Source organism: Marinobacterium marinum (assembly GCF_013868415.1).
Classification (GTDB): Bacteria; Pseudomonadota; Gammaproteobacteria; order Pseudomonadales; family Balneatricaceae; genus Marinobacterium; species Marinobacterium marinum.
In genome coordinates, this window is sequence record NZ_JACEMT010000050.1 from 113,073 (window position 1) to 133,020 (window position 19,948).

Below are 19,948 nucleotides of genomic sequence, written 5' to 3' on the forward strand. Positions count from 1 at the left end.
CTCAATATTTCTCAGCTGCCTGTGCGGCAGCGAACCCAACCACTCCCACCCGGCGTACTTATCTACATTTCTCAGCTGCCTGTGCGGCAGCGAACCGGTATGGAAGTACTGCATGCCATCCGCAAGATTTCTCAGCTGCCTGTGCGGCAGCGAACACGGGCGTTGCAGCAGGTAGGTTTCGCCGAATTTTCTCAGCTGCCTGTGCGGCAGCGAACTGCTCCCCAAATCGGGTAGAACGCCGCGTCGATTTCTCAGCTGCCTGTGCGGCAGCGAACTCCTCTTACCGGGACTCATGGGTATCGTGCGATTTCTCAGCTGCCTGTGCGGCAGCGAACGCCGGTTGCGCTACTGCCCAACATGGCGGCCTTTTCTCAGCTGCCTGTGCGGCAGCGAACGGGTCAGATCGCCGCGGCATGTCCGGTGCGTGTTTCTCAGCTGCCTGTGCGGCAGCGAACATGCCCTCATCAGCTCGATCATCGAAGTTGACTTTCTCAGCTGCCTGTGCGGCAGCGAACGGCGGAGAGTACGGCCCAGCCCGGTAACTCCTTTTCTCAGCTGCCTGTGCGGCAGCGAACATCTGATCATGAACGTGGTGGCGCTCACTGTCTTTCTCAGCTGCCTGTGCGGCAGCGAACGAAATCGAAGGCCGGGTCATCACACGCTCCCCTTTCTCAGCTGCCTGTGCGGCAGCGAACACCAGTATCGCCACATCAAACTGGAACGCACCTTTCTCAGCTGCCTGTGCGGCAGCGAACATATCTGGGGCGATGCTCCCGCTGATATGTCATTTCTCAGCTGCCTGTGCGGCAGCGAACCGTTACCCAGAGTTTGAAATACAGACGTGGCATTTCTCAGCTGCCTGTGCGGCAGCGAACCAGATAACCGAGGCGCAGGTGAGGCAGACCGATTTCTCAGCTGCCTGTGCGGCAGCGAACCTTCGGCAACAGTGGCCCCACTATGCTTTCGCTTTCTCAGCTGCCTGTGCGGCAGCGAACGGGGCGAAACATTCCAAGTCGCGGACCACAACTTTCTCAGCTGCCTGTGCGGCAGCGAACAATTCACCAGGCCAGAACGTAGCGCCCATGCTTTTCTCAGCTGCCTGTGCGGCAGCGAACAAGAGCTGCTGACCCGTATGGGGTCAGGTGTTTTTCTCAGCTGCCTGTGCGGCAGCGAACGTAGTCCCTGGTCGAATTAAGTCATTAGCGCATTTCTCAGCTGCCTGTGCGGCAGCGAACGCTACGCGACGGACGGGCATAGGGCACACGTGTTTCTCAGCTGCCTGTGCGGCAGCGAACAAATCGTATGACGAACAGGTAGAAATTTTGCTTTTCTCAGCTGCCTGTGCGGCAGCGAACAGCAAGGCAAAACAGATGCACAGCCGCCGCAGTTTCTCAGCTGCCTGTGCGGCAGCGAACAATTGGATAGAGCAATAGGTTTCTACCCTATCTTTCTCAGCTGCCTGTGCGGCAGCGAACACCAGTTCCCCACTAGACCCCTGCCCCGGACATTTCTCAGCTGCCTGTGCGGCAGCGAACATGTGGGAAATCGTTAGGGCCGTGCAGGTACGGTTTCTCAGCTGCCTGTGCGGCAGCGAACTGATCCTCGGCACGGTCTACGCGGCTGATTCATTTCTCAGCTGCCTGTGCGGCAGCGAACAGTTGATTCCGTATTGACGCTTCAGCCACTCATTTCTCAGCTGCCTGTGCGGCAGCGAACAATACATCGTGGACGACCCGCACGAGGAGAAGTTTCTCAGCTGCCTGTGCGGCAGCGAACATTTTTCATCAGCGCCGATGCCATCATCCCTCTTTTCTCAGCTGCCTGTGCGGCAGCGAACTTGTCGCACTTACCGAACGCGCCGCGCAGGCTTTTCTCAGCTGCCTGTGCGGCAGCGAACGCATTGACCGTCGCGGCTGGTAGTGCGATTGCTTTCTCAGCTGCCTGTGCGGCAGCGAACGCTGTACGTTCCGTCAGCGCAGATAGCCGTAATTTCTCAGCTGCCTGTGCGGCAGCGAACCTGCCATGTGTCACCTGCTGGTTCAGTTTTATTTTCTCAGCTGCCTGTGCGGCAGCGAACGTAGATGCGGACGTCTGGGTGTAGTCCTTTTGTTTCTCAGCTGCCTGTGCGGCAGCGAACTTTCGTCGTCGGCAAAAAGATCTTCAATAGTGTTTCTCAGCTGCCTGTGCGGCAGCGAACCGCATCGGACATATCATGGAGTCAGCATGCTGTTTCTCAGCTGCCTGTGCGGCAGCGAACGATTTCGTTGATGGCATCTGATAGCTGCTGCATTTCTCAGCTGCCTGTGCGGCAGCGAACCCGGCCACGATGTGATTGAAATCCGCATGGCATTTCTCAGCTGCCTGTGCGGCAGCGAACATCGCTTCTTAGCCCTAGCGCTGTCGCACCTATTTCTCAGCTGCCTGTGCGGCAGCGAACACCGCAACGCCGAGCTTGTTGTACTTCTGCATTTTCTCAGCTGCCTGTGCGGCAGCGAACGCAGAATTCCGCCATCGAATCGGTGCGTTGATTTTCTCAGCTGCCTGTGCGGCAGCGAACTCGAACACCAGCTCTCCCAGCTCGTATTTGCATTTCTCAGCTGCCTGTGCGGCAGCGAACATGATGCAGCATCTTTGCAATAAGCCCATGCTTTTCTCAGCTGCCTGTGCGGCAGCGAACCTGATCAAAGAAGCCCATGGTTATCGCACGCTTTTCTCAGCTGCCTGTGCGGCAGCGAACACGAACATGGTTTTATCCAGTGTATTTCCATTTTTCTCAGCTGCCTGTGCGGCAGCGAACCCGATTTTTGTCCGTGCTGAAGATGGCCTCCATTTCTCAGCTGCCTGTGCGGCAGCGAACAAAAGCGAGCAGTCCGTAAAAGACCTGTATGATTTCTCAGCTGCCTGTGCGGCAGCGAACTCCTTTTCGAGCTGCTTTTTCTCTTCCTCCTTTTTCTCAGCTGCCTGTGCGGCAGCGAACCCCTGACCACGTATTCAGCCGGGGCCGTGTCCTTTCTCAGCTGCCTGTGCGGCAGCGAACAACCGCCATGGCATTCAGTAACGCCTCATCCTTTTCTCAGCTGCCTGTGCGGCAGCGAACCGTAACCGCCGTTCGCCTGGTTGAGTGACTTCTTTCTCAGCTGCCTGTGCGGCAGCGAACTTTTACTTGATGATAAATTTTGCTTTGCCTTCTTTCTCAGCTGCCTGTGCGGCAGCGAACGGTATACCTTCAGCAGCCTTGCTTCTTCCTCTTTTCTCAGCTGCCTGTGCGGCAGCGAACGTGTGTGTTGACCACCACGAAAGCGCCCAGCTTTTCTCAGCTGCCTGTGCGGCAGCGAACACGCCGGAGAGGCCCACCGCCCCGCCCACCTGTTTCTCAGCTGCCTGTGCGGCAGCGAACGCATCGATCCAGTTGCCCTGCTTTTTCTCGCCTTTCTCAGCTGCCTGTGCGGCAGCGAACGCTGCATTGGCATCAGCCTAACGTCAACAGATTTTCTCAGCTGCCTGTGCGGCAGCGAACGTATTATTACCTAGGGCAGGTTCAGCGCCTGTTTTCTCAGCTGCCTGTGCGGCAGCGAACCAGGTGGAACACGCGGAGCGCCCGAAACCAACTTTCTCAGCTGCCTGTGCGGCAGCGAACTAGAACAATAAAGCTATAACTCGCTGATTTTTAAAGAACAAATACACAAATACCTGCCTGCCCCCTTTTCTCAAGGGGGCAGGTAAGTATTTGATTTAGCAGTGTGGTTTTCTGTACCCCCGAAAAAGGGTCAAAACCAGGGGATCGTTGCCTGCCGGCTGAGCCCATAGGTATTGAACTCGGCACTGGTCGGCTGTTCCCTCAACTCGCCCTGCTCTATAAACAGAATAAAACTCTGCTCCGTGCTTTGGCTTCTCAGGTGCACATAAGGCAGATCCGGTCTGCGCTCAACACTATCAGGGATTGCGGCTGCTGCCTGTTCCCAGGTTTCGCCCTTGCGCTTCATGCGGCGCCGGCGCAGACGTTCGCTGCTGGTTTTGAACTGACGCCGGGAAACGGTCCGGTATTGTACTGATTCGGGGATCGGCAGGATGTCCGAGCATTGAATATGATCAGACATGCCTTTCAGCCAGTTCTGCATCATCAGCTGTGATAATGCAGATTGATCCCCGTGCAGTCGAAGGCAGTCACCAAGTCCCCGGGGGGATTGGCTGTAGCCCGGAAAGCTGACACCGATTTGACTGGACTCGAGCGTCACCAGCGCACGATGCAACTTGCCATAGAGCGCCCCCATCAGGAAACTGACCGGAAACTCCGGGTCCGGCAGGAGCCTGATTTCCAGATAGGCATCCATATCAACCGGCCTCCCCGAATACCCCGCCGCGAATCAGCGTTGCCATCACAAAGTGCTGGTCGCCTTCGGCAGGCTCTTTGTCCTTAAGTACCCAGTTATCCAGCAGGTTATAAAAATCCGCTTTTGCCTTCGGCTGGCGGTAGGCCTTGCCCTGGGTTGTCACCGATCCATAAGGCTCAACGGCAATTGGGCCAAGGTGCACGCCCTCCTCCATCGGGTACCAGGTATCAATGGTGCGCAGGGCATTACCGATCTTCTGGGAGTGCATCCCGGCGATCCCCTGTACCTCGTACAGGGTACGGCTCTTGTCCCCCTTGCCTTTATCCAGGATCAGCTCTTGTGACGGAAAAACTTCCTGACCGGCCCCAATGCGTGCAAACGCGGTCACTTCCAACAGAACATGCTGCTCACCCGCCAAACCGAACTCGATCAGTTCCGACAAGGCTTTCAGGCCCGTTTCGTTGTTGCCTGTTGCCTCAAAATCACGCATTGAGTAGCTCAAGGCATCGAAGTCCCAGGTGTGTTCACGCACACCCTGTTTGAGGTGTGACACCTGCACTTCCACCTCTTCCACACCGACCCGGTTGCGCCACAGGAAACGGCCGTTCGCCAGGTTAGTTGCGTAGCGATGCGCCAGTGCCGCAAAACCATGCTGCTGCACATAGCCTGTAATCACTTCATTCAGTTTTTGCTGATAGTCGGCGTTGTTGCAGGCAGAAGGAGTGCCGGCACCGGACAGGACGCGCAGGGTAAAGCGCAGCATCAGGGTATCGGCTTCGCTGGGCAGAGTGGCTACATCCACCGTTTGCAGGTTCGGATTCTCAATCGCCGCATCCAGCTTGGCTGGGTCTTGATCCTTGGTTTTCAACCGATTGGAGATGGTGCCACGTACCGACTTTTCACGCACTTCAATGGGCTGCCAGTTGTCCGCATCCTGTCGGTTCGACCAGTTGCCTGCAAACATCAGCGCATCGGATACATCCAGCTTGCGCTCGAATGCCAGTACGGATGCGGTCTTCAGGGTTTCTTGTTTAGCCATGTCAAAACTCCTTTTCTGCGTCACGCTGTGCAGTCTTGTGATAGTCGTTATTCAAGCGATAGGTACCGGTATCCAGGTCGTTATCCACATACCAGATGAAGTCATTGAACGATTTGAAGCGGTGTGGACTGACCCACTGACCGATGGAATAAATGCCTTCCACAAACCGGAAGGGGGTTGTTTGGTCGCGGGCCGCTTCGACCTGCCCGGCCTCATACAGCTCAGACAGGGCTGCAAAACCAATGGGGATGGGCACCAGCCAACCGGCATGATCACGGCGGATAAACCATTCAACGCCTTCTTCAGTTTCACGACAGTCGTGATTCAGCCGCGACAGATCGAGCCAGGCGTCCAAAAGATCCGCGTCAGGGTCTTTTTGCTGCATCAGGCCTCGATGTTGCTGTAACAGATCATCTCTGAGCACCAGCGAGAAACCCGGCAACAGCTGTTGCTTAAGACGGCGCAGCTGACAGTCCCTCACGTCCTGCGCCTCATCGACTTGAAGCAACCAGGGGAGGCGCTGTTTTCTTCCCGGCATCGGCGGCTGAATGGTGCCCCCTGCTATACGCAGCGTGGCCAGAACGTCAGCCACCTGTTGAGCAAAGGCTCGTGCTTCTTCTTCCCCGCTCAAGCGCAGGTCTTTCAGATCAACCTCAAGCACCAGGCTGATTTCCAGATGGATACGCCCCTCTTCAACAATGGCGGCGGTCTTGCCGTCTTTACCCACAGGATTGCGGGTCAGATGGAAGGCCCGGGTATAGCCACCTTGCGTCACCTGCGCCTCATGCTGGTGACAGACCACACCAATGCCGTTGAACGCCACATCCAGATTGGCCGCTGCACATTTCCGTTCCAGTGCGTGCATCATGCCGACAAAGGCGGTCATGGCCGGGAAGCCCCAGGTAAATACCCCTGAAATGGCGTTGGCATTCTGAATACGCAGCCGCGGCAGCACCAGTAAAGTATCGGGCTCAGACATCCAGCACCTCCCGCAAGGCATTCAGTTTTTTGTCGATACGGCGGCTCCATTCACGGTGCTCGGCATCCCCTGCCGGGAGGCCCGACAGTGCTTTGTTCACCTGATTGGAAAACCGGCTCTGCACCTCTTCCACCCAGTCGCCAAAAGTACGACGTGCTGCAAAATTCTCATCCAGCTCAACGCGCCAGGGATCAAGCCACAGCTGTTCAGCCTCGACCAGCCGACAATCGGGATCCGCCGACCAGCCAGGCTCCAGTTGCTGCAGGTGAGCGCTGAACAGGATCAGCTCCTCGATCAGCGCATCGACATAGGCATCAACTCGCGTGCGGGTATGCACATTGACCGGTGGGTTGCTCAGCAGAAATTCATGCATCCGTTGCATCAGCCAGCGAGGCTGTTTCTGACGCATAAAACGCGGGAAAACTGACTCCACTTTCAAGGGAGGCTTGTTGTCTCGGGCGTGCCAAACCGGCGGCAGAGAGGCCAGTAGGTAATTATTGCCGCCCCGTTCGCTGTTGAGTTGAGAGATATTCTGCGGCTTAGTGCCTCCCAGCTTTTGGGTGGCGAAATTCAGGTAGTCGGCATGACCCGTTGCGGACAACTTGTTTTCCCGGCGAGCCTGACGCGCGGCTTTGGCTTCCTCACTGAAACGGTCGTGCTGAATGCGTTGAAAAATACGATGAGACAGTGAAGAAGGATAGAGCGGCGACAGCAGGTGAAAGTCTTCATTCCGGGTCGGCTCATCACCGACAAGCCAGTAGATCTGCTTGGCGCGGGTACTGGAACGATCACCTCCCTTACCTTGAGTGATTGAGGCAAAAGCCTCCAAAAAATCCCGGGCTTTACCCGGATCTGCACTCAGGGCATCCGATAGCTCGGCGTTTTGTTCCAACGCCAGAGACAGGAGAGTCTGCCCCTGAAATTCCAGCTTGAGGAACTTGTACACATCCAGCGCGGCAGCATTACCCACCACATCGGTGGCATAGTTATCGTCCAGCAGGTGACTTCCAACCCAGGGTTTATCCGGTAGGGCGTTGGGGGGAATAAAAAGATTCGTACCCTTGGCATCAGGATGAACCGCCTTCAGGGTATGCGTCACCACCTGCAATTGCCCGACACGCCGGGCAGCATCTTCGATCCAGTTGTCGAATCGGTACTGCTCCTGAAGCTCCACATATTTGGGATCATCAGGTTTGAGCTTTTCCAGCTTGGCAGCCAGGCGCTCATCGATGAACGCTTGCATCAACTGACGCAGTGTCTGCCCTTTTTCCTGAAGCATGCTATCCATAACATTCTGCCTTTGGGTTTGATAGCAGGTATGGCAAGATACCCACTTGTAAGCAGATAGGTATCTTGCTACTTGTTGGTTCCTTAACTGTGGTGAACTCCTATTATCACGGCGCGATAGCCAACCACGCACTCACCTCCTTGCTTGCAAACCTGGCAAGCTCAGTTCTTCCCGATTACTGTTGTTTAGCCAACTTCAGCACTGGGGCGGCTCCACCCGCCTCAGTGTTTTCACACTATAAGCCTCATCCAACTAACAATCAATACCAAGCATGCTGACATTGCAAAGCAAGTTATGTATTCTATCTTCACTGCTGAACAAGCAGCTGAGAAAAAGCATGCTGGTATTGCCAAGCACACCTTTCCTTTACTGCCGAATAGGCAGCGGCCGGCTTCACAGCCGGCCTTTTTCTCAACCTTTCTTCGTAAAACCCAATGCCGGATGAAATATCCAGCCATTGGTATTCTGATCCAGCGACAGCGTGCCGAAACGCCGTGCGCATACCTCGGGACTCAAGCCCATCGCGTCGGCCAGCAGTTCCAGCGCTTCGAGATAATTCACCACACCCCAGGTCACGATGCCGTCAGCCGCTTCAAGCTCGGTTTGATGGAACAAGTGATCCACCGGAATATAGATATCCCGGCGCTGGTGGCGATTGAATTCAACCCGATGCAGGCATGTATTCGCCCCCTCTTCATCCGGCAACAACACCAGATCATCCTGTTGCGTAGGACTGTTACGGAAGCGCTGCTTGCGTTGCAACATGGCCGTGAGCATGGCACCGGATTGGCGGTAACAACTGGCGGCGGAGAGCGGTTGTGTCACCCGGCTGCTGCGTCGGCGCCGATTGCCACCGGAGGCCTCCTGGGCCTGAGGTTCACCCAGCATCTGTGACTGCAGACGGGCGTGTTCCAGATCGACCAGGTTATCGCGGGCCCGGAGTTCGTCACGCGGCCATATACGAGGCCTGGCATCGATCACATCCCGCTCCTCAGGATGCAGAATTTTTTCCAGATCATGGCTGCTCAACAAACTGTCTTTGTTCTCGAATCCGGGAAAACAGAACGCAGGCTGCCCTCTACGTTCCAATGCCCTCAAATTGGTGTGCATCAGGACGATGTTGGGCGTTGTGCAGGTTTCCGGTCGATGCCGGCGGACACGCCCGGCCAGCTGAATCAGCGAGCGCATGAAGGAAGGCTCGACAATGGCCCAGTCATAATCGTGATCCCGGCCAACTTCTGCAACCGGGCTGGCCAGCACGATAAAGAGCTGATCCTGTTGTGGATAAGCATCGAGGCGCCGGCGGATATCCGGCCGATCAAAGACGGCGTGACTGTCCTGTCGATTCAGCGCTCCATCCAATTGCTGCTCAATCGCGGAACGGATCAGCAAAGGATACTGGGAGTGATAAACACAGAGGTGAATCAGCGTACCGGTCTCGGCACCGGCTCGGTAGATGGCCTTGGCGACCTCCACCAGCGGTTCGATATTGGCCATGCGGATCAGGCCAAAGCTGACCTGCTTGTCGGTGTGCGGATCAAGAGTATGGTGACATTGGTGCAGACGCTGGGCCTGTTGCAGCAGGTCCCGCGCAAAGCTCCGGCGCAGCTCATCCTGCTGACCCGACAGTGTCGATATCCGCACCAGTTCTGCACGGCGACGTATCTCATCCTGCGCCAGCGTCTGGTGACGCTTCTCGACAAAGGCACGATGGGCCTGTGTATAACTCTGCTCGTCCGGGCAGTCCTGGTGCAGGCGATCATGCTCATCAAACCAGGCGCAGCAGATATTCACAGGCGTTCCCGGCTCGCCACGGTTGCGCTGATATTCTTCCCGGCCAGCCTTGTAGGCACGGAACAGCCCTTCGGACAGTGACGGCGGTAACGTCGCCGAAGACAGCAGCACCCGACTGCCCAGCAAGCCGGCCCAGTACACCAGCCGTGTCAGGGCCGGCAGGTCGTTCAAGTCAAAATCGTCGATCTCATCCAGTACCAGGTCACTGCTCATCAACCGCAGCATGGGGGCGATCTGGTGCCCGCCGCGCTCACTTTCGGTCGCCGGTACCAGATGATCGACCGTACACACCAACACCGGGGCCGATATCAGCGCCTTGATCCGATCATCGTGTCCGGCCGTTTGCAGCACGGGATGTTCAGCAAAGTTGCCTTCATAGACCACATGGCTGTCTTCGGGCACCAGTGCCTGCGCCGATGCCGAGCCGCTGCTTTCGGCCTGTGCTTCATAAAATTCATACAGCTGACGGCTGGCACTACCGCCCACCCTGACGGCCAGTTCATCATCGCCAAGGTTCAACCGGTCACGATAGGCCTGACCAGTCTGCAACGTCAGGGTTCTAAGCCCCAGCGCAACGGAGAAACGGGCACCCTGCTGCGGGTTGGCCAGAGCATAGAGGATACGCCCGTTCGCCAATGTCTTGCCGCATCCGGTCGATGCCATATTAATACCGAAAAAACCCTGGTTGGCGGCTTTTTCCCTAAGCCCCTCGGCCAAATCGAAGGCCCGATCCTGCCATCTGAAACGTTGGGCCTTGCTCCGCTGGCGGAACCCCTTGTGCCGCGCCAGCCGGGGCAGGTTGTCGCTTAGCGTAGGCAAGTGATGGCTGACACTGCGGCTGACTTTGGCGACCCCCAGCAAGTGTTCATCCAGGCGCTGGCACAGCTCCCCCGTTTTGCGCTCGGTGTTGGCGTAGAGTGGATAATCGGCTTCGCCCCGCACACGGTCGCCGGATTTGGTCAGACTGGAGTAGTGATGATCAGACAGCATCAACGATAACCGGGCCAGGTGCAGGACATAGGCGTTGCTCAGCCAACCATCAGCGGCGCGATCCAATCGCTGCTGCAGACGCTGAGCATACTTGGCGGCTTGGGTACGCCAGCGCCGAGTGGCTACCGGAAGAGGTGCGTTAAACGTCCAATAGGGCTGAATCGCCTTGAGATCGGCGTTGACGTTGCGCTGATTCCACTGCGCATCGATATCCAGCAATGGCGCTTCAAGATCCTCGGATCTCAGCCCCTCAAGCTCGGGACGACAGGGCAAGCGGTGATGGGTCAGCACCAGCCAGCCGATCGCCTGCGCCAGCGGCGGCAACGTCCGAAAGGGATAGGCTTCAGTATCTCCAAGGCCGTCTCTGATCAGCCCTGACAGCCAGGCATCGCTGGTGGCTTCCGTATCCGCCAGGCGGGACAGCCAGCCCGCATCGTCATCCGTGCCCACGAAAGACTGAAACAGGCGTAAGGATATCCATTCATGACGATAGAGATTGGCACCTTCAGGCCCCTTGCCCTGCAGCCGCAGCTGGAAGGCGGCGCACGCCTTGCCAAGATCATGCAGCAGCGCGGCCATGGCGGCCAGCAGCTTTATATCCTCGGCGGTGTGCCAGTCATTTTCGTCCTGCTGCCGCAGAATGTTGCGCCGGGTGGTATTGGTCGGCGCAGCGCCTTCGGCATTGAAACGACCGGTATCACCAACGATCCACATCAGTTCGCTGTGGTCCTTGCCCCTGATCCAGTGACAGGCCACCGCCGTGTTTTTGCGTGCCGTTTTACGCAGCAATTTGCGCAGCGTGGTCAGGCCATCCCAAGTGATGGGCGTCTGCCAGGTGCGATCCCCTCTGCGTTCGGCAAACTGATCCAGAATACGGCGGGTTTCGGTCAATGCATTCTTGCTGCAACGGGAGATCAGCAATACGTTCATGCGGCTGGTTTCCCGAGTGTTGTAGCAATCTCCTTGAGCGTATCGATCATGAAGTCCAACGCTTCGGCACGGGTCAAAGACTCTATACATTGTCGTCGGAATTCTTGCTCTTCTTCTCCTTTCACCGCCGATAGAAATGCCTGCGGCAAGACCAGAGCATCCTTGACCAGATCGGCCACATCAAACACCAGGCCACCCCGACGGGTTTTGCCGTGTAGCACGGCAAGACCATGTGGCAAACCCAGCACCCAGGTCGCTGTAGCACCCAGCCCGTATGCGAGATAATTGCCGTGATCGAGAAAACGGTTGGCCGGATCAGTGCCGCTGCCTCGTTTGGCACGAACAAAGTCGCCGTAGTCCACGGCCCGTGCCGCCAGCTTGAACAGATGCTTGGTCAGCCGGGCTTCTTCGGTCAGCAGAGTGGTTACGTCAGGCGCCCGTTGAATGCTGGCCCGGTGTTGGTCGAGTAACGGCACTAACATTTCAGATGCAATGCCAAACCCCTGATCTTTCAGCAGTCGATTGCTAGTCCAATGTTTTTGTAATTGGTTCAGCCTGGCCTGCTGGATCATCCGTGCCGCTTCCAGCCGCTTTTGATCGTCAAACCAGAAGCCCACCCAGTGCTGCAGGTATTCAGTGGGCCGGTACTCGCTTTGCGGTGAAAACCAGGCCACTTCAATATCCACTTCATTGGCACTGAACAGGGGTGTTCCGCCCCCGCCGCAAAAGCCCACCAGAACTCCTGCCTTGGCCAGTTCACGCATGGCGGCTTGGGTGATGGAGGTGCCGTTGCCCAGTAATACGGTGGTGGTATTGGCGATGGGGATGTTCCAGTAGTTGGAACGTCGCCCCTCGTCGGTGACATATTCCACCCGACCGCCATTCACCAGCACCCGGCAGTATTCCAGGTAGTAAATGTTGGCGCGTTTGGAATGAAGAATCGTCTTTAGGTCTGAAGGTGAGAAGTCGTCCATGTTGCATCCTGCCTATACTGACCCATTAAGTTTGCATGAATCGAAGTAACCTCTAAGAGGCCGTCAGTACTCAAAGCCGAAGTCTACACTGTAGCTAAGATGCAACTTTTTTTTCAACCATACTTTGGACCAGCCCCCCAGCTTCCTGCTGAGGGAAAACAAAATACAGAACTCAATTTAAACACCAATAAACCATAAAGCCGAACCAAAGCCTGCTAAGCGGCATCGGAATAGGTGCATATAAAGGAATGGGGCTGACGCTGCGTCAGCATGCAGGCACCTTGGGCAAGAACGCTACCCTATTTGGAGGAGCCGCCAATGCTCTCCCGGCTTCAGCTGTAGCGCTTGCCTGGGTTCAATTAACGGCTCGTTGAGCGACATGGCCTAACATGGCGATCCGCCCACAGGCAGGCATGTTTACCGGTGGCACACACGCCACGTCTCATCAATGTGCGGATCAGAACAAATGAGCAGGGCACCCGGCCCTGCATTATCGGTATGCCAGATGTTCACCCCGCATTCCCGTACAGCCGGTTCAGTTCGGTACGGATATGCTGTACGGCTCGTACTGACTCCGCATTATCGCCATGTACACAAAGAGTATCCGCCTCCAGCCTGACCCGAGTACCATCCAGCGCGCGTACCATGCCGGTTTCAGCCAATTGCAGGGTCTGTCCCAGAATTCGGGCTTCATCCTCGTAGACCGCGCCTGGTACCCCGCGCGATATCAGAAAGCCGTTGGCATCGTAAGCCCGATCGGCAAATGCCTCGAACATCAATTGCGCCCCGAATTCGGCAGCCACCGCTTGCACCGGTCGATTGTCGGCCGTGGCCATCAGCATCAGCGGCAGGGATGGATCATAACGGGTCACACCCTCCAGCACTGCCCGCAGGATGTCATGATCCTTCATCATGTCGTTATACAGGGCCCCGTGCGGTTTGACATAGCTGACCTTCACACCGTGTGCACGTGCAATGCCCGCCAAGGCCCCGATCTGATACTGCATCATCGAAACGATTTCCTGCGGATGGCACTGCATGCTGCGCCGCCCGAAACCTGTCAAATCGGGGTAACCGGGATGGGCACCGATGGTCGTGCCTGCGTGCCTGGCCAACAGCACGGTGTGGGTCATGGTCATCGGATCGGAGGCATGGAAGCCACAGGCGATGTTGGCCAGATCCACCAGCGGCATCACCTGCTCATCCAGCCCCATGCGCCAGGCACCGAAGCTTTCGCCCATGTCACAGTTCAGCAACAGGCGCGGCCGATTGCGGGCCACCTTGGCCATGGTGCGGGTCATGCCCTGTCACCACCTGGCTGCAGCGTAAAATCATCAGCATCCTGCCAGGCCGGGAAGTTACGCCTGAACTGTTTCAAGTCTTCCCCGTTCAGCAGTCCGGTCTTGATAAAGGGTTCTCCGGCAGGACCATCCAGCAAGGCCTGGCCCTTGAAGTCCACCAGCAGGCTGTCGCCACTGTAATCCAGCCCCTTGCCATCTTCACCAACACGGTTAACACCCGCAACATAACACTGGTTTTCGATGGCGCGCGCCAACAGCAGGGTGCGCCAGGGATGACGGCGTGGTGCCGGCCAGTTGGCGACGCACAGCAGCAGGTCGTAGTCATCACGGTTGCGGCACCAGACCGGGAAGCGAAGGTCGTAGCACACCTGTGGCAGAATACGCCACCCCTTGTATTCGATGAGACAACGCTCGGTGCCGGCCGCATAGTATTCATGCTCATTGGCCATGCGGAACAGGTGGTGCTTGTCGTAGTGATGCACCTCTCCTTCCGGTGTTACAAACAGCAGGCGGTTACGGTATCCGTCGTCCTCAACCACGATACTGCCGCACAGAGCGGCTCCCAGCACGGCAGCCTGCTGCTGCATCCACTGCAGCGTCGGCCCGGTCACAGGCTCGGCAACGGTTTGCGGCTCCATGGTGAAACCGGTGGTAAACATTTCAGGCAGGACAATGATGTCGGTCTGTCCTTCCAAGGGTGCCAACAGCGCCGTCAGGCGCTCACGGTTGGCCTCCGGCTGCTGCCAGTCCAGATGAGTCTGTACCAGACTGATTCTCAAATTTTGCATAATTGCTCCGCTGCCTGATCTAGGGTTGTTTCGCTTTTGGCAAAGCAGAAGCGAATCAGTTTCATCTCGGGGGGCTGTTGACAGAAAACCGACAGCGGAATCGCTGCCACACCGGCCTGTTCAATCAGCCAAAGCACAAATTCGGTATCCGGCAAGTTGCTGATACCACTGTAATCCATGACCTGAAAGTAAGTACCCGCAGCCGGTGTAAAGCGGAAGCGGCTGCTGGCCATTTGCGCATTGAAACGATCGCGCCTCGCCTGATAAAAGGCCGGTAATCTCTGGTCATGTTCGGTATCGGTACGCATGAAGTCGGCCAGCGCCAACTGCATCGGTGTGCTGGTACTGAACGTCAGATATTGGTGTACCTTGCGCAGCTCGGCGGTCAACGGGGCCGGGGCAACACAGTAGCCGATTTTCCAGCCGGTGGTGTGATAGGTCTTGCCGAAGGACGACACGATAAAACTGCGCTGCGCCAGATCGGGGTAACGGTTGATACTTTGATGAGCGGCGCCGTCAAATACGATATGTTCGTATACTTCATCCGCCAGCAGCAGGATATCGGTGTCCGCCACCAGTTCGCTCAGCGCCTGCAAGTCATCCGGGCCCAGAGTCTGCCCTGTCGGGTTGTGCGGCGTATTCAGAATAATCATCCGCGTTCGAGGCGTGATCGCTCGGGCCACAGCTTCCCAATCAATCGCAAACACCGGCGGCATCAGCTGTATATGGACCGCTTTGCCCCCATTCAGGGTGATGGCCGGATCATAGCTGTCATAGGCCGGATCAAACAGAATCACTTCATCACCGGGGCGAACCACAGCCGCAATGGCAGCAAACAGGGCCTCGGTTGCTCCAGAGGTCACGGTTACCTCCGTACCGGCGTCCACACGCCGACCGTAACAGCGCTCGACTTTGGCGGCAATGGCTTCACACAGCGAAGGCACTCCGCTCATGGGGGCATACTGATTGTCGCCCTGACGAATATAATGTCCGACTCGCTCCAGCAGGACCTGGGGGCCATCGAAGTCGGGGAAACCCTGCGACAGATTGATCGCCTGATGGGCTTGCGCCAACGCGGACATCTGCGTGAAGATCGTGGTACCGACCCTGGGCAACTTGGTTTCGGGGTAATGCATGACATGCTCGACTCATGATTGAGATCAAATAGTACCGGACAGAGCCAGAAGCGCTCAACAAATGCGCTGGCCTAACCGCAAGCGAGAGGTAGAATGTCGAATGCTGGATTGGATTCTGGAGCACAACGGCTTCATTATCGAAGCGGCCGTTCTGGCCCTGATCGTGCTGTATGTGGGGCTGAAGGTCAAATGATCATGTTTGCCTGGAGCTGACAGGTGTCTCCAGCAAGCTGTTCGAATGGTGCACCTGGCTGCAACCAACACTCGATAGGGCGATTCCATCGCCTGGACGCTCCCAAGGCTGTATGGATAGAACAGGATGACCCGTTTCTTATCGCGCAGATTACTGGCCGGCCTGCTGTGCTGCCTGCTGTGCTCCGCTGCACAGGCAGAACGGGCGCTAATGGTTCTCAGTGATTTTGGCCACAGTTACCAGCAGGTACGTGATGCAACCCGGGCGACATCCGGACAATCCATCGATGTACGCACACTGGACCAGCTGACCCCGGCCGATCATCGTCAACGCAGCATCATTCTGGCGGTTGGCAGCCGCGCCTGCGAACAGATGCTCAACCGCTACCAGTCGGACTCCCGGCTGGTCTGCAGCTTTTTGCCTTCTACAACGTTCCAGCAGTTGATCCAACAGTTGCTGCCAAAACAGGAGCACCAGGGTGTCAGCGCCATTTTCATCGATCAGCCGTTGCTGCGTCAGATTCGCCTGGCCCACCTGATCAAGCCCGATGCCAATACGCTGGGAGCGGCCCTGAGCAGTGCCAGTCGCTCTCTGCGCCGTCCGCTGGAGAACAGTACGCGATCCGTCGGACTCACTCTGCACCTGACCTATCTGAGCACCCATGACAATCCGGCTGAAAAACTGATCCCGGTGATTCAGGGCAGTGACCTGTTTCTGGTCATCCCGGACAGCAGAGTCTTCAATCGAACCACTTCCAAATGGCTGCTGCACCTGGCCCTTCGCCACCAGGTACCGGTGATCGGCTTTTCTGAAAACTACACCCATGCCGGAGCGGCTGCCTCGATTCACTCCTCCGCCGTTCAGATTGGCCAGCAAACCGGGGAGTGGTTGACACGCCTCCAGGCCGGGGAACCTCTGCCCCCACCCAGCTATCCTGCATATTTCGATATCAGCATTAACCCGGTTGCCATGCGTACGCTCAAACTGAGCCCGGTCGACCTCGACAGTCTGAAACAGGCGCTGCTTCACCTTGAGGATACTCACTGATGTGCAAGCTGGGTAATCAACTGAGTATTCGCAGCCGAGTGCTCCTGCTGGCACTGATTCCCATGCTGACGCTGACCGGCATACTGGGTACCTACTTCACTTACAGCCGCCTGTCTGACAGTACCGACAAGCTGCTGGAGCGCGGCCACCTGATTACCGATCTGCTGGCGTCGGCAGCCGAATTCGGTGTGCTGAGTGGCAATCGCTACCAGTTACGCATTCTCAGCCAGAAAACCCTGAGAACACACCCCGAAGTCCGCGATATCCTGTTTTTCGATTCCAACTTCAACCTGCTGCACCGCAGCCAGGACTTCCCGGTCGAGCTGACGCCTTTCAGCCCGTCTCATCAGGCCTTTGAAGATGGCTGGCTGTTTTTCACTCCCATAACCACCAGCGTATTGATACTGGAAAACAACCCTGAACTGGCCATTGTGACCACCCACGAACGCCGCGACAACCGTAATGGCTGGATCGCCATGGTCCTGTCCGCAGATGCCCATGCCGGTACCCGCCGCGACATGCTGCTCAACAGTCTGCTGCTGATCGCCATCGGGCTACTGGTGACCGCCATCATTGCCAGCCGTTTTGGTCTGCGCATCACCCGTCCCATCCAATCGTTGAGTCAGGTTGTCGAACGACTGGAAGAGGGCCAGTTGAATACTCGCGCCGCCACCACTCAGGTATCCGGCGAGCTGGGTAGCCTGGCTCGCGGCATCAATCGCATGGCCACCCGTATTCAGGCCTCCAGCCGTGAACAGGCCGAGCAGATCGGCAAGGCCACACGGCAGCTGACCACGACACTGCGCCACCTTGAACAGCAGAACGAGGCCCTGTCGTTGGCCCGACGTCAGGCCGACGAAGCCAATCACACCAAGGACGAGTTTCTGGCCCGCATGAGTCATGAACTCAGAACTCCGCTGACGTCTGTACTGGGCTTTTCCAAACTGATGCAAGGCACCCGCCTGACCGCCGAACAGCAACAGTATTGCCAGATCATCAACCAGACATCCACACTGCTGCTCACCATTATTGACGACATTCTGGATTTTTCCCGCCTGCAGTCCGATGCCATTGAGCTGGAAAAACTGGTATTCAACCCACGGCTATGCCTTCTCAACCTGCTCGAAATGCAGGCCCCCATGGCCCAGCACCAGGGCCTGACTCTGGTCGAGGAGCTGCCGTCCGACCTGCCAAACGCCTTGGTAGGCGACCCGACCCGACTGGCGCAGATCCTGACCAACCTGCTCAGCAATGCGATCAAATTTACTCAGAACGGCGAGGTGCGCCTGCGGGCCCAGGCCATACGCGCCGGCAAACATTGCAAAATGATCCTGAGTGTCAGCGATACCGGCATCGGCATTTCAGCCGAGCACCAGCGCCACCTGTTTCAGGCCTTCAGCCAGGCCGACAACACCATCAGCCGACGCTACGGCGGCTCCGGGCTTGGACTGGTGATTGCGCACCGGCTGACCCAGATGATGGGCGGCCAGTTGGAGCTGGAAAGTCAGGAAGGCATAGGCACCTGCATCACCCTGACACTGACATTACCACTGGCCCAGGCAATGCCCGAGGATACGCCTGAAAGCCACGCCCGGGAGTATGCCAACAACTTCACCCTCGGCTGCCCGCTGAAAGTCCTGCTGGCCGAAGATAACGACTTCAATCGCCTGCTGATTTACAAGGTGCTGACACAGGCAGGAGCACAGGTCATCACGGCGGTGTCCGGCACTCTGGCACTGGAACGGTTTCATCAGGAGCAGCCCGACCTGGTGCTCATGGATGTTCACATGCCACACATGGATGGCATTGAAGCCACGCGGGAAATCCGCCGCATCAATCGCCAGGTCCCGATTATTGCGCTCACGGCCAATATCATGCCGCACGAGCACCAGGCGCTGAAACAGGCAGGCGTCAGTGCCGTTATGCTAAAGCCGGTTAAACTGCCCGAACTGTTCGCCCATCTGGACAGGCTATGCAAAGTCACGTGTTCAGCACCGTCCAAACGACACGATGATACCCTGCTGGATCATGTGGACGAGCAGGCGCTACACCAAGAGCTGGAACAACAGCTGGAAGCGCTGGGGCCCGCGGTGAAAGCGGGGCAGCTGGACGTGATACGTGCACATGCCCACCAATTGCTGGGGCTGGCCGGGCTCTACCAGATGCCGGAGCTGGAAGCGGCCGTCGCAGAACTGCATCAGGCCACACTAAGCGGCGATATTCCTCTATGCTGGAAGCGCTATTTCCGCCTGCAACGGCTCGTCAGACATCATCAATACCACTGATCAAAAACGCCGAAAGAAGGGCTCTTTCCTGATCAATAACTCCAGATCCTTCTCGACTTCAAGCAACCGTGCACGAGCCGCGCGATCATACAAATAGGGCTCCAGACCCTCACCGGCCGGAGGATGTGTTTCATCGCCTTCATGAATGGCGACGCAACGGCGCCGAATCTGTTCCAGTTCGGGATCATGCAACACCGGTAAACCAACAAACATTTCCCAGGCATCCCGCCGTGCTTCCCCCACCTGCACCTGCTGCATCAGCGCCAGTACCTTGCGCCGATCAGGCCGCCAGGTAGGAGCCCGGCCGTACGCCAGCGCCACAACCAGCCCACCGATAAAAAGCAGCGAGATCAGAAACACGACCAGGAATTCGGCCATTAGCCCCCCTGCTTCAGCGCTTCACCGCTGCTCAATTCTCGGGCCGCCGCCTGTATTGCGTCGTGATGCTGCTGCTCCAGCTCACGCATTTCCTGTTCATAACTGCGCTTGAGCTTTTTCGGCAAGGCCTGCCATTCTTCTTTGATGGGAATATGGCTGGTTCGGTCGTAAACGGTGGTAATCACGGCATAGGCTTCCTGCTGCAGCAGTGCAGGCCGAAAGTTTTCCAGCAACACCTTGAGACGAATACAGCCTTCGGACAGGGTCATTTTGTCATCATGCAGCATGGCTATGGCAACCCGTTGAATACTGTCCTGCAGGTAACGGTGGCGCTCTTCAAAGTGCGCCAGCGCCTTGGCCTCACGTGCAGCCTGTTCGGCTCGCCGCGCACGGGACTGCCCCAGCTGACGATAGATGACAAAAGACAGGATCAGGATCGCCGATACGCCAACGGCGATCAGACTGTAAATCAGGACGGGGCTCATGTTTATCCTC

At 57.1% G+C, this 19,948-nt stretch carries 13 protein-coding genes and 1 CRISPR repeat array; of the genes, 2 read left to right on the forward strand and 11 right to left on the reverse strand.

Annotated features, from left to right (window positions below; all coding sequences use genetic code 11):
* Positions 1-7: 7 nt before the first annotated feature.
* Positions 8-3,637: direct repeats of the CRISPR family, unit length 28 nt; unit sequence TTTCTCAGCTGCCTGTGCGGCAGCGAAC.
* A gap of 130 nt (positions 3,638-3,767) precedes the next feature.
* The 9 genes from cas6f to H1S06_RS10815 form a co-directional block, all read right to left on the reverse strand.
* On the reverse strand, positions 3,768-4,331 hold the full coding sequence (gene cas6f, locus H1S06_RS10775) for a type I-F CRISPR-associated endoribonuclease Cas6/Csy4 (protein WP_181740018.1): 564 nt from the start codon (positions 4,329-4,331) through the stop codon (positions 3,768-3,770).
* A 1-nt stretch (position 4,332) separates the two neighbouring features.
* Positions 4,333-5,370 carry a type I-F CRISPR-associated protein Csy3 gene (gene csy3 / locus H1S06_RS10780; RefSeq protein ID WP_181740020.1) on the reverse strand — a complete coding sequence of 346 codons (1,038 nt, stop codon included), beginning with the start codon at positions 5,368-5,370 and terminating at the stop codon, positions 4,333-4,335.
* A gap of 1 nt (position 5,371) precedes the next feature.
* Positions 5,372-6,349 carry a type I-F CRISPR-associated protein Csy2 gene (gene csy2 / locus H1S06_RS10785; RefSeq protein ID WP_181740022.1) on the reverse strand — a complete coding sequence of 326 codons (978 nt, stop codon included), beginning with the start codon at positions 6,347-6,349 and terminating at the stop codon, positions 5,372-5,374.
* Positions 6,342-7,637 carry a type I-F CRISPR-associated protein Csy1 gene (gene csy1, locus H1S06_RS10790; protein WP_220183852.1) on the reverse strand — a complete coding sequence of 432 codons (1,296 nt, stop codon included), beginning with the start codon at positions 7,635-7,637 and terminating at the stop codon, positions 6,342-6,344. The genes csy2 and csy1 overlap by 8 nt, the downstream gene beginning before the upstream one ends.
* Before the next feature lie 411 nt (positions 7,638-8,048).
* Positions 8,049-11,351 (reverse strand): type I-F CRISPR-associated helicase Cas3f, encoded by a 3,303-nt coding sequence (gene cas3f / locus H1S06_RS10795; protein WP_181740024.1) that lies wholly within the window; start codon positions 11,349-11,351, stop codon positions 8,049-8,051.
* Complete coding sequence (cas1f, locus tag H1S06_RS10800; protein WP_181740026.1) at positions 11,348-12,325, reverse strand: type I-F CRISPR-associated endonuclease Cas1f; 978 nt, start codon at positions 12,323-12,325, stop codon at positions 11,348-11,350. The genes cas3f and cas1f overlap by 4 nt, the downstream gene beginning before the upstream one ends.
* Before the next feature lie 509 nt (positions 12,326-12,834).
* A complete protein-coding gene (locus H1S06_RS10805) occupies positions 12,835-13,626 on the reverse strand; it encodes a 5-oxoprolinase subunit PxpA (RefSeq protein ID WP_255483021.1) in 792 nt (263 codons plus the stop codon).
* Positions 13,623-14,414 carry an amidohydrolase gene (locus tag H1S06_RS10810; RefSeq protein ID WP_181740028.1) on the reverse strand — a complete coding sequence of 264 codons (792 nt, stop codon included), beginning with the start codon at positions 14,412-14,414 and terminating at the stop codon, positions 13,623-13,625. The genes H1S06_RS10805 and H1S06_RS10810 overlap by 4 nt, the downstream gene beginning before the upstream one ends.
* Positions 14,402-15,550 (reverse strand): pyridoxal phosphate-dependent aminotransferase, encoded by a 1,149-nt coding sequence (locus H1S06_RS10815; RefSeq protein WP_181740030.1) that lies wholly within the window; start codon positions 15,548-15,550, stop codon positions 14,402-14,404. Before H1S06_RS10815 ends, H1S06_RS10810 begins: the two co-directional genes overlap by 13 nt.
* A 319-nt stretch (positions 15,551-15,869) precedes the next feature.
* On the opposite strand from H1S06_RS10815, the gene H1S06_RS10820 reads away from it, so the two are divergent.
* Together H1S06_RS10820 and H1S06_RS10825 are read left to right on the forward strand one after the other, a co-directional pair.
* Entirely contained in the window at positions 15,870-16,790 is a 921-nt protein-coding gene (locus H1S06_RS10820; protein WP_181740032.1) for an ABC transporter substrate-binding protein, read from the forward strand.
* Positions 16,790-19,075 (forward strand): ATP-binding protein, encoded by a 2,286-nt coding sequence (locus tag H1S06_RS10825; RefSeq protein WP_181740034.1) that lies wholly within the window; start codon positions 16,790-16,792, stop codon positions 19,073-19,075. The genes H1S06_RS10820 and H1S06_RS10825 overlap by 1 nt, the downstream gene beginning before the upstream one ends.
* Here H1S06_RS10825 and H1S06_RS10830 read toward each other — a convergent pair whose 3' ends face one another.
* Positions 19,076-19,453, reverse strand: coding sequence for a hypothetical protein (locus tag H1S06_RS10830; protein WP_181740036.1), 378 nt, complete (start codon positions 19,451-19,453; stop codon positions 19,076-19,078).
* Positions 19,453-19,938, reverse strand: a complete 486-nt coding sequence (locus tag H1S06_RS10835) for a DUF2489 domain-containing protein (RefSeq protein WP_181740038.1) — start codon at positions 19,936-19,938, stop codon at positions 19,453-19,455. Before H1S06_RS10835 ends, H1S06_RS10830 begins: the two co-directional genes overlap by 1 nt.
* Between the last annotated feature and the right edge of the window lie 10 nt (positions 19,939-19,948).

Coding starts and splice junctions, on each gene's coding strand:
- cas6f (WP_181740018.1), bottom strand. CDS start 4,331: ATGGATGCCTATCTGGAAATCAGGCTCCTGCCGGACCCGGAGTTTCCG.
- cas3f (WP_181740024.1), bottom strand. CDS start 11,351: ATGAACGTATTGCTGATCTCCCGTTGCAGCAAGAATGCATTGACCGAA.
- H1S06_RS10830 (WP_181740036.1), bottom strand. CDS start 19,453: ATGGCCGAATTCCTGGTCGTGTTTCTGATCTCGCTGCTTTTTATCGGT.
- cas1f (WP_181740026.1), bottom strand. CDS start 12,325: ATGGACGACTTCTCACCTTCAGACCTAAAGACGATTCTTCATTCCAAA.
- csy1 (WP_220183852.1), bottom strand. CDS start 7,637: ATGGATAGCATGCTTCAGGAAAAAGGGCAGACACTGCGTCAGTTGATG.
- H1S06_RS10805 (WP_255483021.1), bottom strand. CDS start 13,626: ATGACCCGCACCATGGCCAAGGTGGCCCGCAATCGGCCGCGCCTGTTG.
- H1S06_RS10810 (WP_181740028.1), bottom strand. CDS start 14,414: ATGCAAAATTTGAGAATCAGTCTGGTACAGACTCATCTGGACTGGCAG.
- H1S06_RS10815 (WP_181740030.1), bottom strand. CDS start 15,550: ATGCATTACCCCGAAACCAAGTTGCCCAGGGTCGGTACCACGATCTTC.
- H1S06_RS10820 (WP_181740032.1), top strand. CDS start 15,870: ATGACCCGTTTCTTATCGCGCAGATTACTGGCCGGCCTGCTGTGCTGC.
- csy3 (WP_181740020.1), bottom strand. CDS start 5,370: ATGGCTAAACAAGAAACCCTGAAGACCGCATCCGTACTGGCATTCGAG.
- H1S06_RS10825 (WP_181740034.1), top strand. CDS start 16,790: ATGTGCAAGCTGGGTAATCAACTGAGTATTCGCAGCCGAGTGCTCCTG.
- csy2 (WP_181740022.1), bottom strand. CDS start 6,349: ATGTCTGAGCCCGATACTTTACTGGTGCTGCCGCGGCTGCGTATTCAG.
- H1S06_RS10835 (WP_181740038.1), bottom strand. CDS start 19,938: ATGAGCCCCGTCCTGATTTACAGTCTGATCGCCGTTGGCGTATCGGCG.